The sequence below is a fragment of the Microlunatus ginsengisoli genome (assembly GCF_039537205.1).
In the GTDB taxonomy this organism is placed as follows: Bacteria; Actinomycetota; Actinomycetes; order Propionibacteriales; family Propionibacteriaceae; genus Microlunatus; species Microlunatus ginsengisoli.
In genome coordinates this window covers 192,413-205,811 of record NZ_BAABAB010000017.1, presented here as the reverse complement: position 1 = coordinate 205,811, position 13,399 = coordinate 192,413, and the positions used below count along the sequence as shown (strand labels likewise).

12 protein-coding genes are annotated in these 13,399 nt (G+C 71.7%); 6 read left to right on the top strand and 6 right to left on the bottom strand.

Annotated elements, in window-relative coordinates; all coding sequences use genetic code 11:
• Positions 1-23 precede the first annotated feature (23 nt).
• Positions 24-2,879, bottom strand: coding sequence for an MMPL family transporter (locus ABD747_RS13450; protein WP_344805290.1), 2,856 nt, complete (start codon positions 2,877-2,879; stop codon positions 24-26).
• Between the two features lie 105 nt (positions 2,880-2,984).
• On the opposite strand from ABD747_RS13450, the gene ABD747_RS13445 reads away from it, so the two are divergent.
• Together ABD747_RS13445 and ABD747_RS13440 are read left to right on the top strand one after the other, a co-directional pair.
• Positions 2,985-3,617: a helix-turn-helix domain-containing protein gene (locus tag ABD747_RS13445; protein WP_344805288.1), complete on the top strand. Its 633-nt coding sequence runs from the start codon at positions 2,985-2,987 to the stop codon at positions 3,615-3,617.
• A gap of 109 nt (positions 3,618-3,726) precedes the next feature.
• Positions 3,727-4,662 (top strand): hypothetical protein, encoded by a 936-nt coding sequence (locus ABD747_RS13440; protein WP_344805287.1) that lies wholly within the window; start codon positions 3,727-3,729, stop codon positions 4,660-4,662.
• Positions 4,663-4,748: 86 nt separating this feature from the next.
• Here ABD747_RS13440 and ABD747_RS13435 read toward each other — a convergent pair whose 3' ends face one another.
• Together ABD747_RS13435 and ABD747_RS13430 are read right to left on the bottom strand one after the other, a co-directional pair.
• A complete protein-coding gene (locus ABD747_RS13435; protein ID WP_344805285.1) occupies positions 4,749-5,285 on the bottom strand; it encodes an SRPBCC domain-containing protein in 537 nt (178 codons plus the stop codon).
• Complete coding sequence (locus ABD747_RS13430; protein WP_344805283.1) at positions 5,282-5,611, bottom strand: ArsR/SmtB family transcription factor; 330 nt, start codon at positions 5,609-5,611, stop codon at positions 5,282-5,284. Before ABD747_RS13430 ends, ABD747_RS13435 begins: the two co-directional genes overlap by 4 nt.
• A 119-nt stretch (positions 5,612-5,730) precedes the next feature.
• Between ABD747_RS13430 and ABD747_RS13425 the strand changes: the two genes are divergently transcribed.
• Together ABD747_RS13425 and ABD747_RS13420 are read left to right on the top strand one after the other, a co-directional pair.
• A complete protein-coding gene (locus tag ABD747_RS13425) occupies positions 5,731-6,426 on the top strand; it encodes a response regulator transcription factor (RefSeq protein ID WP_344805281.1) in 696 nt (231 codons plus the stop codon).
• Positions 6,427-6,572: 146 nt separating this feature from the next.
• Positions 6,573-7,982, top strand: coding sequence for a HAMP domain-containing sensor histidine kinase (locus tag ABD747_RS13420; RefSeq protein ID WP_344805395.1), 1,410 nt, complete (start codon positions 6,573-6,575; stop codon positions 7,980-7,982).
• Between the two features lie 125 nt (positions 7,983-8,107).
• Here the strand turns inward: ABD747_RS13420 and ABD747_RS13415 are convergent, their stop codons facing one another.
• The 3 genes from ABD747_RS13415 to ABD747_RS13405 are packed head-to-tail and all read right to left on the bottom strand — an operon-like array spanning position 8,108 to position 10,343.
• Positions 8,108-9,076, bottom strand: a complete 969-nt coding sequence (locus ABD747_RS13415; protein WP_344805279.1) for a DNA-3-methyladenine glycosylase family protein — start codon at positions 9,074-9,076, stop codon at positions 8,108-8,110.
• Positions 9,073-9,594: a GNAT family N-acetyltransferase gene (locus tag ABD747_RS13410; RefSeq protein WP_344805277.1), complete on the bottom strand. Its 522-nt coding sequence runs from the start codon at positions 9,592-9,594 to the stop codon at positions 9,073-9,075. The genes ABD747_RS13415 and ABD747_RS13410 overlap by 4 nt, the downstream gene beginning before the upstream one ends.
• Positions 9,591-10,343 (bottom strand): DUF3152 domain-containing protein, encoded by a 753-nt coding sequence (locus ABD747_RS13405; RefSeq protein ID WP_344805275.1) that lies wholly within the window; start codon positions 10,341-10,343, stop codon positions 9,591-9,593. The genes ABD747_RS13410 and ABD747_RS13405 overlap by 4 nt, the downstream gene beginning before the upstream one ends.
• A gap of 214 nt (positions 10,344-10,557) precedes the next feature.
• On the opposite strand from ABD747_RS13405, the gene ABD747_RS13400 reads away from it, so the two are divergent.
• Positions 10,558-12,249, top strand: coding sequence for a YibE/F family protein (locus ABD747_RS13400; protein WP_344805273.1), 1,692 nt, complete (start codon positions 10,558-10,560; stop codon positions 12,247-12,249).
• A gap of 1 nt (position 12,250) precedes the next feature.
• The gene (locus ABD747_RS13395; protein ID WP_344805271.1) at positions 12,251-13,321 is read left to right on the top strand and encodes a zinc-dependent alcohol dehydrogenase family protein; all 1,071 of its coding nucleotides are present in this window, start codon (positions 12,251-12,253) and stop codon (positions 13,319-13,321) included.
• Positions 13,322-13,399 lie beyond the last annotated feature (78 nt).

The window sequence follows — 13,399 nt, the reverse complement described above, 5'->3', positions numbered from 1 at the left end:
GCTTCCCCTTGTGGTGTGTTCGTCTACAGCCGGGCGTCGGCGAGGTCGGGTACCGGGCCCAGGGTGAGATAGCGGTACGGACGGTTGATGCGGTCCTCGATCAGTGCACGGTCGCGGGCGGCGAGCACGACACAACGCCCGTCGGCCACCGTCCGGTCGATCAGCTCGGCCAGCGCTGCGGTGTCCTCCCCGCGCTGCAGTACGTCCGCGTGGTCGACGAAGATCACCGACGGCTTCCGCCTCTGGATCGCGGGCAGCTCGGTCCGCAGCCCGTCGATCCGGGCGCAGTCGATCATGGCCGTGCTGCGCCGGACCGCCGAGGACTGCTGCGGCAGCACCAGGCCGGCGATCTTGATCCGGGCTCGATCTCCATGGGCGCCGCGGAGCTTCATCCGGCCCGCGAGAGTGAGCAGCAGGGCGCTCTTGCCAGAGTTGACCTGCCCGTCGACCACCAGCACCTCGCCGGGGCGAACCGCCAGCGCCAGATCGCGATCGGTGCCGGCCAGCCGCAGCCCGTCGGAGAGCACGAGATGGTCGTCGTCCGGGCTCGGCCAGTCGCGCAGCGCGAGCTGGTGGGCCAACCCTTCGCCCTCGACGTCGAAGGTCGGCAGGATCTTGTCCAGCCAGCGCGGCAGCCACCAGGCCGAGCGGCCGAGCAGCGCCAGCACGGCGGGCACGAAGGTCATCCGGACGATGAACGCGTCGACGAAGACGCCGATCGCGAGCCCGAACGCGATGGTCTTGATCGGCCCCTCGCCCTCCGGCACGAACGCCGCGAACACCGAGAACATGATGATCGCTGCCGCGACGACGACCCGGGCCGACGCCGCGAACCCGTCGGAGATCGCGCTCCGCGCGTCGTCCCCGTGCACGTACTCCTCCCGGATCCGCGACACAAGGAACAGCTCGTAGTCCATGGCCAGGCCGAACAGGATGCCCATCAGCAGGATCGGCAGGAAGCTGATCACCGGACCGGTTTGAGCGACGTTGAAGAACGACGAGCCCCAGCCGTACTCGAACACCATCGCGGTCGCGCCGAAGGCGGCGCCGACGCTCAGCAGGTAGCCGATGGTGGCCTTGATCGGTACCGCGATCGAGCGGAACACCATGGTCAGCAGCAGCAGCGAGATGCCGACCACCAAGATGCCAAACGGAATCAGCGCGGCGCCGAGCCGGTCGGAGATGTCGATCGCCACCGCGGTGAAGCCGGTGACCGCGGTCGGCACGCCGTACTCCTGCTGCCAGTGCGGCTCCAGCGCCCGGATCCGCTTCACCAGGTCCTTGGTCGCCGGGTCGTCGGGCCCGGTGGTCGGCACCACCTGGACGATGCCCATGGTGGCGTCCTCGTTCGGGGTCGCCAGCGGCACGCTCGCCACACCGGGCAGCTTCTTGATGTCGTCGGCGATCCCGTCCATCACCCCGAGCGGATCGTTGCTGGTGACGATCCGGGCGGACACCACCAGCGGTCCGTTGTAGCCGACGCCGAAGTGCTCGTCGATCAGGTCGTACGTCACCCGGCCGTGACTGCCCGGATCGGCCGTCCGGTTCGAGGGCAGGGCCAGCTGCAGGTCCTTGGCCGGGATGGCCATTGCGCCGAGCCCGAGCACCACGACCGCGATAGTCAGTGCCGGCACCTTGGTCACGATCGCGACCCAGCGCCGCTGCCAGCCGAGCCTCCTCGGCTTCGTCGGCGGAGCATCTTCGCCCTTCGACAAGCTCAGCGCCCGTTCCTCCGAACTCGTGGCACGTTCCCCAGCTGTGCCCTGAGCCTGTCGAAGGGGACGCTCATCCTCGGCAGCTTCGTGGACGAGTCCGAGCACCGAGTCCTCGGTGTCGGCAGGCGCCTTCTTGCGTGCCTTCTTGGGGGTGAGCTTGGCCCCGGCGAAGCCGAGCAGGGCGGGCAGCAAGGTGATCGCGATCAGCACTGCGACGGCGACGCCGACGGCGGCGGCCACGCCCATCGTGGTCAGGAACGGGATCCCTGCCACGGCGAGCCCGGCCAGCGCGACCATGACGGTGAGCCCGGCGAAGATCACCGCCGACCCGGCCGTGGCGACGGCCCGGGCGGCGGACTCCTCCGGTTCGAGCCCGGCGGCGAGCTGGTCGCGGTGCCGGGAGACGATGAACAGGGCGTAGTCGATGCCGACCGCCAGGCCGAGCATCAAGGCCAGCAGCGGGGTGGTCGAGGAGACCGTGGTGAAGCCGGTCGCCGCGAAGATCAGGGCCATCGTGATGCCGACCCCGAGCAGCGCGGTGAGCAACGGCATCCCGGCGGCCCGCAACGACCCCAACGTGATCAGCAGCACGACCAGCGCGATCACCACGCCGAGGCCCTCGACGATGCTCAGCCCGGGCCGGTTGTCGTTGTAGGCATCGCCGCCGATCGAGGTGGTCGAGCCTGGGATGGCCTGCTGGAGGGCGGCGGTCTCGGCCTCCATCGCCGTATACGTCGCGTCCTCGATCTGGCCCTGGCCCGCGTCCAGCCGGACCATCATGATCGCGGCGCTGCCGTCGTCGGAGATCAGGTTCTTGACGTGCTCGTCGTAGGGCAGGGTCACCCCGTCGACCTGGTCGATCTGCTCGAACCGCTTCCCGCTCTCGGTGATCGCCTGCTCGATCGCGGCGTCGCGGACCGTCTTGCCGTCCGGCGCGACGACGACGACCTGGGCCGAGGTGCCGACCGACTGCGGGAACGTCCGCTTCAGCGTGTCCAGCGCGGTCTGCGACTCGGTCCCGGGCAGGCTGAAGTTCTCCTCGAACTTGTCCGACGCGACGCCGGCGAAGCCGCCGATCAGGACGGCGGCCGCGATCCAGACGAGCAGGAAGACCCCGCGCCGTCGGAACGCCGACCGGGCGAGGCCGTACAAGAAGGAAGACACGCGTGCTTCGCCCTTCGGACTCAAGCGGATACAAAGTTGTATCGGATACAGTACTGTATCCGGCAGCACGCACACTCCATCGCCGGAACAGTCACGAAGGACCCCGTGAGCCAGACCACCGAGGCTGACCCGCCGATCACGGCCCGCCGGGCGCAGACCCGCGACCGGCTGATGATCGCGGCGCGAGCCGTCTTCGCCGAGCGCGGCATCCCCGGCGCCAGCGTGGAGGAGATCTGCGAGGCGGCGGGCTTCACCCGGGGGGCGTTCTATTCCAACTTCGCCGACAAGTCCGCGCTCGCCCTCGCGATGATCGAGCACCGGGCCGCCACGCAGTATGCCGCCGCACAGCGCGCGGTGGACACGATGAAGGCGGCCGGTGACCGCACTCCGGAGCAGCTGCTCGCGATCGCGCTGTCCGCGTTCGAGCTCTCCGGCAGCGAGGAACCGCGCGACACCCTGCTGGCGGACCGCGAGCTCTTGCTCTACGCCGCCCGCGACCCGGAGCTACGCGCGCCCTATCTGGCGTTCGTCAACGAGTGCATGGATCAGGTCGCCGAGCTGATCGTCGACGCCGTCGCCCACGCGGGCCTGCGACTCACCGTCCCGATCGACCATGCCGTCCAGCTGCTGGCGGCCGCTCACGACCATCTCCAGGTGCTCGACCTGCTCGAGGACACCGGCACCGATCGCACCGCAGTCTTCAGCTCCCTCGTCTCGGCCATCACCCGTTCGGTGTGAACCCAGCCGCGCAGGGTGTTCCCGGCCGGCGTCGCGCGGTTTGATGTGACCGGCCCGGACAGCGCTCGACCGACCTGCAGCGAGCGCTCGCCGGTCGAGCGAGGTGAACATGGACGAGACGGATCCGGCCGAACCGGTCGCGGCGGCCGATCGGGGGCGGACCTCCCGGATCGACGCGGTCAATGCGCGGCTGACCGCGCTGGCCCAGCGCCGGCGGGTGTCCTTCTGGGTCGCCGTCGTGCAGCGCTTCAACGAGGTCGACGGCGGCAACCAGTCGGTCGTGCTGTCGGTGACGTTGTTCACCACCGTGCTGCCGCTGATCATCCTCAGCTTCGGTCACGCCAGCGGCTTCGCCGCCAACGTCGACGTCGGCACGCTGTTCGATCGGGAGGCCGGGCTGAGCGGGGCGACCTCCGACGCGGTCCGCAACGCGTTCGGCTCGGCCAGCGGCCTGCAGTCCTCGTGGTCGGTGATCGGCTTGGCGGGCTTCCTGGTCTGGGGGATCCCGATGGCGGTCAGCGTTGCCGCGATCTTCGCCAAGGCGTGGCGGCGCGAGATGCTGGGCTTTTGGCACCGGCTCTGGCGCGGAACACTGTGGTTCCTGCTGTATCTGCTCACCCTGACCTCCCGCGATCGGATCGCCTTCGGCGGTGACCACACGATCGGCACCCAGATCGGCCTGCTCGCCGTGTCGCTGGTGCCGATCTGGGTGTTCTGGTCGGCAACCCCGGCCCTGTTGGTCCGCGAAGGCTGGCGCGGCGGCCGCTTCCTGCTGAAGGCGGGGCTGGCCGGCATGGTGATTCAGGGCATCGTGCTGCCGCTGAGCGTGCGGCTGGTCTTCCCACCGATGCTGGCCGGCTGGACGGGCTTCGGGCCGATCGGCGTCGCCATGGCCATCATCACCTGGTGCGGCGTGATCGGGGTCAGCTGGGTGGTGACCGCCTGCCTCGGTGCTGTGCTGTGGGAGCGTTCGGCGCCGGCGACGACGGTGGTCGAGGTCGAGGCCGATTCGGCGTCCGAAGCGCCGCGGGACGACATCGAATGAGCGCCGACCGTTGACGCGTTTGCGCCACTCGAATGCGAAATCGGGGTGATTTCGGCTCGAATCGCCGATCGAGCGGCAGATTCGCGTCAGTGCCCAGGTGTGCCGACGGCGTAGGTCGCCTCGAGCTGCGTGACCAGGTCGTCGGAGTCGGTGATGGAGATCGGCTTCCCGGCGAGCAGCGCATCCAGGGCGGTCAGGCAGACGTGGTAGCCGGCGGCGGTGTTGGCGGCTCCCTCGGCGCCCGTCTCGATCAGCCAGGTGGTGAACGTCAGCGTGGTCCGCGAGACCGCGTCCGGCTCGAGCTCGAAGCGCAGGATGTCGCCGCCCCAGGTCCACTGGAAGATCCGCGGCGGCTCCCAGACCTGGATCTCGCCGGTCAGCACCGGATCGGGGATGGAGTACTTGGCCACATGGGCGGGCCAGAACTCGCAGGCGATCTCGGCGCCCTGGGCCCGCTCGCCGACGATGTCGCACGGCAACCAGGCCCGCAGCTGCGTCGAGTCCGTGATCGCCCGCCAGACCCGGGCGATCGGGTGCGGATAGTGCCGGACGAACCGCAGCCCGGTCCGCCCGCCGTCGCGGATCACCCGGCCGAGATCGCCGGGATCGTGCTCGGTGCTCATCGAGTTCCCTCCTCGGATTCGTGCTCGGCGTCCAGGTGTCGGCCGAGGGCATCCAGCCGCTCGGCCCAGGCGCGTCGATAGGGTTCGAGCCAGGCGTCCAGCTCCCGCAGCGGTTCGGGTCGCAGCCGGTAATAGCGGCGCTGTGCCTGCGGCCGGACGGTCACCAGCCCGGCCTCCCGTAGTGCCTTCAGGTGCTTGGACACGGTCGGCTGGGCCAGGCCGAGCAGCCCGACCAGGTCGCCGACCGAGCGGTCCCGCTCGCGCAATGCGTCCAGGATGATCCGCCGGTGCGGCTCGACCACGACCTCGAAGACACCTGCTGACACGATGTCGAGTATAGCTGTTTGGCAATATTGCCGTCTAGCTATCTATGGGTCTGCTGAAAGCAGCCTGACGCGTTCCGCGGGGAGCCGAGCGAGCGCACGGGTCTGGCAGGCTTGGGGCCATGCACATCCTTGTCGTCGACGATGATCAAGCCGTACGCGACTCGTTGAAACGCTCGCTGGAATACAACGGCTACGAGGTCAGCACCGCCGAAGACGGGATGTACGCGCTCGCCCGGCTCGCCGCCGTCCGGCCCGACGCGGTGGTGATGGATGTGATGATGCCCCGACTGGACGGGCTGGAGACCACCCGGATGCTGCGGGCGGCGGGCAACGACGTACCGATCCTGGTGCTGACCGCCCGGGACGCGGTCGGCGACCGGGTGGACGGCCTGGACGCCGGCGGCGACGACTACATGGCCAAGCCGTTCGCGCTGGACGAGTTGCTGGCCCGGCTCCGGGCGCTGGTCCGGCGGGCCGGAACGGTGGCGGACTCGGCCGACCCGTCGACGTACAGCCTGACGTTCTCCGACCTGGTGCTGAACACCCACACCCGGGAGGTGCTCCGCGGCAGCCGGCAGATCAACCTGACCCGGACCGAGTTCGCGCTGCTGGAGGCGTTCATGGAGCACCCGCGGCGGGTGCTGGACCGTAGCTGGCTGCTGAACGAGGTCTGGGGCTTCGACTTCCCCACCACCGCCAACTCGCTCGAGGTCTACATCGGCTATCTGCGCCGCAAGACCGAGGCCGACGGTGAGCCGCGGCTGATCCACACCGTGCGCGGCGTCGGGTACGTGCTGCGCGAGACCCCGCCGTAACCATGGTCGAGGACGGGGCCGGGCGGGCGCGGGCCGCCGCGCCCGGCGGCGAGACGCTCGGCGAGGAGCGTCGGAGCGGGCTCACCGCCCGCGTCCGGGCCTGGGGTGCCGAACTGGTCGCCCGGCTACAGCGCACCCAGCGCTCGCTGCCGCTGCAGCGACGGGTGGCGTACCTGACCATGATCGCGGTTGCCCTGGCGGTGGCCGGGACCAGCGTCGCCGGCTACGTCACGCTGCGCTACTCGCTGTATCGGGCGCTGGACCAGGAGATGGTGGAGACCGCGTCTTCGCTCGCGGTGCCCACCGCACAGGACATCCGGACGGTGAGCGGCCTGACCGAACGGGCGCTGCGGGCGGGCAACATCAGTGCCGCGGCCGTGCGCTCCGACGGGACCATCTTCTACGTGCCCGACGAGCGGGCACACCTGGTGCTCGGCCAGGACGAGGTGGCCATCGCCAAGACCCAGCAGGGCTACTCGGCGCGCAACGGCTACACCACCGACGGGGCGCCGTACCGGATCGTCGCCGTGCCGATCACCGAGCTCGGCAACTATGCGATGGTGCTCGGCCGCCCGCTGGAGGCGACCAACCGGATCCTGAGCTCGCTCTGGCTGGTGCTGATCGTGTTCGGCGGCGCCGGTGTCGGGCTGGCCGCGGTGGCCGGAGCGGCGGTCGCCCGGTCCAGCCTGCGGCCGGTGCGCGAGCTCTCCGCGGCGGTGGAGCACATCGCCGTCACCGACGACCTCACCCCTATCCCGGTCACCGGCAACGACGAGCTGAGCCGGCTGGCCGAGGAGTTCAACCGGATGCTGACCTCGCTGGCGTCCTCGCGGGATCGGCAAAAGCAGCTGATCGCCGACGCCGGGCACGAGCTGCGGACGCCGCTGACCAGCCTGCGGACCAACATCGAGCTGCTCCAGGCCGACGCGCGGACCGGGATGCTCCGGCCGGAGGACCGGACCGAGATCCTCAGCGACGTGTCCGCCCAGCTGGCGGAGTTCACCACCCTGATCGGCGACCTGGTCCAGCTGGCCCGGGACGAGGAGGTCGCCGCCGCGCCGGAGCCGATCGACTTCCGCGACGTCGTGAACGCCGCGCTGGACCGGGTCCGGCTGCGGGGGCCCGGGCTCACCTTCGACGTCGAACTCAACCCGCTGTACGTCGTCGGCGAGTCCGACACCCTCGAGCGAGCCGTGACCAACCTGCTCGACAACGCCGTCAAGTGGAGCCCGCCCGGCGGCGTGGTTCGGGTGCAGCTCGAGGGCGACCGGCTCCGGGTGGCCGATCAGGGCCCGGGCATCAACGAGGCGGACCTGCCCTACATCTTCGACCGGTTCTATCGCGCCGACACCGCCCGCAACACTCCCGGCACCGGTCTCGGCCTGTCCATCGTGGCGCGCACCGTCGAGCGGCACGGCGGCTGGGTCAAGGCCGGCCGGTCCGCCCAGGGCGGCGCCGAGTTCACCCTCTGCCTGCCCGGCTCCACCACGCTGGAGGGCCTGGAGCAGAAGTCGGACCAGAACAGCACCCGGCTCACCGCCTCCTCCACCAACTGACCCGCCTGCACCCCGCTCCCGTCCCCGGAAACTGTGCCGCTGTTGCAGCGACACGCCGGCGGAGCCTGCGAGAGCTGCACAGTTTCCGGAGAGCGGCCGGGGGGATCCGGGCCGGACAACGGGCGTCAGGAGCGGCCGCGGGTGGCGTACGGGGTGTGCGTCGGCAGCGTCATCCGGGGACCGCGGCGCGGTGGCGCGGGCGCGGTCAGCGAAAGCAGCGTCTGGACCCGGAACCGGTGCCCGCGGTACGGCTCCAGCAGCTCCAGGCAGGCGTCGTCGTCGAGCGCCTCCCCGAGTAGGGCGTACGTGATCTGCTTGCCGACGTGGTAGTCGCCGATGCTCCACGCGTCGGCGTCGCCGTGCGCCCGCTGGCGCACCTCGGCCGACGTCCACGGGCCCACGCCCGGCAGGCTGCGCAGCGCCCGGTCCACCTCCGCGCTCGGCCGCCCGAGGGTCCGCTCGACCGCCGCCGCGCGCCGGGCCGCGCGAACCAGGCTGCGGCTGCGACGCTCCTCCACCCCGGCGGCCAGGAACGTCCAGCTCGGGATCCGGGCCCAGACCTCCGGCTCGGGCGGGATCCGCATCCCGTACGCCGGCGAGCCCGGGTCGCGTGCCGGCCCGGGCGCCGGCTCGCCGTACTCGGTGACCAGCAGCCGCCAGGCGCGGAAGGCCTCCTTGCCGGTCACGACCTGCTCGATGCAGGCCGGCGCGAGCGCCTCGAACGCGGCGTCGGTCGCGCCCACCCGATAGTGCGGCCAGCGCCGGTGCGCCGCGACCAAGGGTGCGTGTTCCGGCCGCGGGACGAACTCGGCCGCGGCCTCGTCGCCGGCGCCGGCCAGCCGCGGCAGCTGGTCCAGCGCCCAGTCCGCTCCCGCGCCCCAGGCCCGGGCGCTGACCGTGTCGCCGGCCAGCAGCAGCTTGACCAGCGCCGGTCCCTCCGGGGTCCTCGTCGCCCGGAACCACAGCGGCCCGTCCCGCCGGTGGGTGGGGTCACCCGGGCCGCGGCGCTGCAGCTTCAGCGTGATCTCCAGGCTGGCCGGGCGGCCCAGCCGCAGCACCCGGCTGGGCGCGTCCTCGGCCCTGCCGACGCTCATGGCCGGACCTCGAACACCCCGTCGGCGCGCGGCCGGAATCCGGCCTTCGCCAGCACCCGGCGGGACGCGACGTTGTCGGGATCGGCCTCGGCCACGACGGCGGCGGCACCGTCCCGGCGGGCCAGGGCCAGCAGCCGGCACAGCGCGGCGGTCGCGATCCCGCGGCCGTGCACCTCGTCCACCAGCGCATAGCCGATCTCGACCACCGCCGCCGCCGGCGCGTCCGGCGCCGGCGGCCCGTGGAACCCGATGTCGCCGACGACCGTCCCGTCGGCGACGATCTGGTGGATCCACCAGCGCGGGATCGACGAGCCGGACCAGCCGGACAGCCGGTGGGCCTCGGTCAGCAGCCGCACCCCCACCACGGTGTCCGGCAGCGGATAGTCCGGGTGCCACGGCGGCGCAGCGGCGCCGACCCGTTCCCCCCGCAGCAACGCCGCCGCGGTCTCCAGCGGCATCGGCCGCAGCCAGACGTCGGGTCCGGCGGGCGGTTCGGCCGGCCGATCCAGATTCGTCATCGCCGGGCGACCGCGGGCCACGGGTTCGGCCGGCAACCGTGCAGGCCCTTCGTCTGCTGCATCATCACCGGTGCCCGGCGGCCCTTGCCGTGGCACCGGACGTGGTTGTAGCCCAGCGCGTGCCCGAACTCGTGATTGACCAGGTATTCCCGGTAGCTCGTCACGTCCTTGCCGTACGCCTTCGCGCCGAACACCCAGCGTCGCGCGTTCAGCACCACCCGGTTGCCGTTCTGGCACGACACCTGTCCGCGGGTCATCCACGGATAGCAGAGCCGGTCGGTGGTCCTCGGCGTGACGACGTACGCGTGCAGCCGGGCGCGCGACGGGTCGGAGACGAGCTGGAAGCGGACGTGGTCGGTCGCCCGCCACGACCGCTTGTCGGCCAGCGTCGCGTGAATCTGGCGAGCGACCGTCTTCGGGTCCAGCGCGAGCCCCTTCTCGACCCGGACGTCGAACCGGATCACCCGGCCGGATCCGCGCGGAGCGGCGAGACCGAGCCTCGCGTGCCGGTACGTGCCCGGGCCGCGGGCCGGCACGGTGATCGGCTCGGCCACCGGCCGGCGCGTCGCGGGCGGCTGCTCGGCCGGCGGCGCGACCACGGCCGGCGGCGTGGAGATCGACGTCGCTGCGGTGCTCGCCGATACCGGAAGCGGCGCGGCCGCCGCGGGCGGCGCGGACCCGTCCCGGTCGACCGACCGGAGGCCGAGGCCGGCGACCCCCACCACGCCCACCAGCACGCCCGCGATCACCGCGACCAGGCCGACTCGACGTCCGTCCGGGGTGGGTCGACGCGCGTTCGGGGTAGATTGTGTGCCGCTCGAAACTCGGGAGCGCGTCTCGCGGTGGCGTCCACGCGGGGCCGGCGTCTGGGCCCCGTCGCCGTCGGTCGGGTTCAATGGGGTCCGACCGTGGCCTCCGGCCCAGCTCGATCGGCTCACGAGGCACAAGACTAGGCGGAGGACGTTGACCCACACGCACATCGACGACACCGAGTTGTCGGCGGCCGACCTCGCCCGGCACCGGCGGGCGCTTCGGATCATGGTCATCGCCTTGATCCCGCTGGCCATCTGGACCGCCGTCGGGTTGATCGCGCTGTGGCCGCACGACGTGCGGAGCCACATCAACTCCGATGTGAGCGGCTACAACGTGGCGGGGGTGACGTATCCGACGGGGCGGGTCACCGCCATCCAGCCGATCGCTTGCGACGGCCTCGCCGGCTCCACCCCGGACAAGTCGAGCGCGGGCTGCGCCAACATCGCCGTCGAGGTGCTCCAGGGCGAGGATCAGGGCAAGAAGGTCGAGGGCATCCCGCTGACCGCGCCGATCGTCTCCTCCGGTCTGGAGATCGGCCAGAAGGTCGTACTGATCAGGATCCCGCCCGCCGACGGACAACCGGCGCAGTACCAGTTCTCCGACTTCGAGCGCCGGTCGCCGCTGGCGGTGATCGCGATCTTGTTCGCCATCGCGGTGATCTCGGTGGCCCGCTGGCGCGGGTTCGCAGCACTGCTCGGCCTCGCCTTCGCCGGCTTCATCATGATCAAGTTCATGTTCCCGGCCCTGGTGATCGGGACCAATCCGATCGCGGTCGGTCTGATCGGCTCGTCGGCGATCATGTTCGTCGCCCTGTACGCCGCCCACGGCTTCTCCGCCCGCACCACGACCGCGTTGCTGGGCACGCTGTTCGGGCTGGTGATGGTCGCCGCGCTGGGCTGGCTGGCCACCCGCTGGGCACATCTGACCGGGGTGTCCTCGGAGGACGACTACGTCTTGTCCGCCGCCGCACCCGACCTCCAGCTGACCTCGGTCGTGGTCTGCGGCATCATCGTCGCCGGCCTCGGTGTGCTGAACGACGTGACGATCACCCAGGCGTCCGCCGTCTGGGAGCTGGCCGACACCGATCCAGACCAACGCCGGCTGTTCTCCCGGGCGATGCGGATCGGCCGCGATCACATCGCCTCGACCGTCTATACGATCGCGTTCGCCACGGCCGGCGCGGTGCTGCCGGTGCTGCTGCTGATCGCGATCTATGACCGGCCGCTGCTGCAGGTGATCCAGACCGAGCAGTTCGCCGCCGAGGTGATCCGGACGCTGGTCGGCTCGATCGGGCTCGTGCTGGCCGTGCCGCTGACCACCGCGATCGGAGTGGCCGTGGTCCGGGTCAGCGGCGCCCACCGGAACCGTGCCTCCGCGTCCGCGTCGACCCGACGGCGAACGGCTGCGGCCACCCGCCCGACCGCCGCCCGGCCCGCGGAGGCGGAGCCCTCGGCGACGACGACCGAGGAGGAATCCGCAGCGGACATCGGGGACGATCTGGAGCCCGTCGAGACCGGTGACGCCGACGGCGCGGCGAGCGCGGCCGGCGATGATCGGGGCGCCGCAGCGGCGGAGGTCGAGACAGGCACCGACGCCGGTGTCGCCGACGAGCCGGCCGGAGTGGTGGACGATGTCGACCGCCGCCCCAGCGACGAGGCTGCGGACGACGAGGCTGCGGACGACGACGGGTCCGCTGCCGATGCGGTAGCGGCTGAGGAGGCGCCGGCTCGGCGCCGCGGGCGGTTCCGGTTCGGCCGGCGCTCCGGCGACGACGACGACTTCGGGGACTTCTCCGACCTGCGCGATCCGGTGGACGGCGCCGGGCCGCCGGAACGGCGCTGACATGCCCACCATGCGCGCGGTGGTCTACAAGGCCGCCGGACGGACGCCCAAGGTGCGGGAGGTCGACCGGCCGGAGCCGCCGCCGGGCGGTGTGGTGATCAAGGTCGCCGCGACCGGCGTCTGCCGGTCGGACTGGCACGCCTGGCAGGGCCACGAGCCGGTCCCGCTGCCGCACATCCCCGGCCACGAGTTCGCCGGAACCGTGGCGGCCGTCGGGCCCAAGGTGAAGCTGGCGAAGGTCGGCGACCGGGTGACCGCACCGTTCGTCTGCGGCTGCGGGCGCTGCGACCTGTGCCGGCGCGGCGACGCCCAGGTCTGCCCCCAGCAGACTCAGCCCGGCTTCACCCACGCCGGCTCCTTCGCCGAGTACGTCGTCGTGCACGCCGCCGATACCAATCTCGTTCCGTTGCCCAAGGGCGTCCCGATGACCGCGGCGGCCGCCCTCGGTTGCCGGTTCGCCACCGCCTATCGCGCCTTGGTCGGGCACGGCCGGATCGAGGCCGGCCAAACGGTGGCGGTCTTCGGCTGCGGCGGGGTCGGGCTGTCGGCGGTGATGATCGCCACCGCGTTGAAGGCCCGGGTGATCGCGGTCGACGTGTCGGCCCGGGCGCTGGACGCAGCCGCCGACCTCGGGGCCGCCGAGACCGTCCGGGCGGACGCCTCGGATCCGGCGGCGGTGATCCACGACCTGACCGACAGCGGCGCCCACCTCAGCATCGATGCCATCGGCTCGCCGGCAATCGTGGCGGCGGCCGTCCGCAGCCTGCGCCGCCGCGGTCGCCATGTCCAGGTCGGGCTGCTGCTCGGCGACGACGCGCTGACCGCCGTGCCGATGGACCGGGTGATCTCGCACGAGCTGGAGATCTTCGGTTCGCACGGGATGCCGGCGATCGACTACCCGCCGATGCTGGAGCTGATCGCCCGCCGCAAGCTGCAGCCGGACCGGCTGATCGGCCGGACCATCACCCTGGACGAGGCTCCGGCCGCGCTGGCCGAGATGAGCCGGCCGAAGCCGCCGGCGGGGCTGACCGTGATCGACTTCGCCCGCGACGGCTCCGACCCGGCTCGCTGATTCCCTGATTTCGTCCCTCCAGGCGCGGCACGACGGGCGATTCCGGGCCCCGCGGGACCACTGGAGGGACAGAATCAG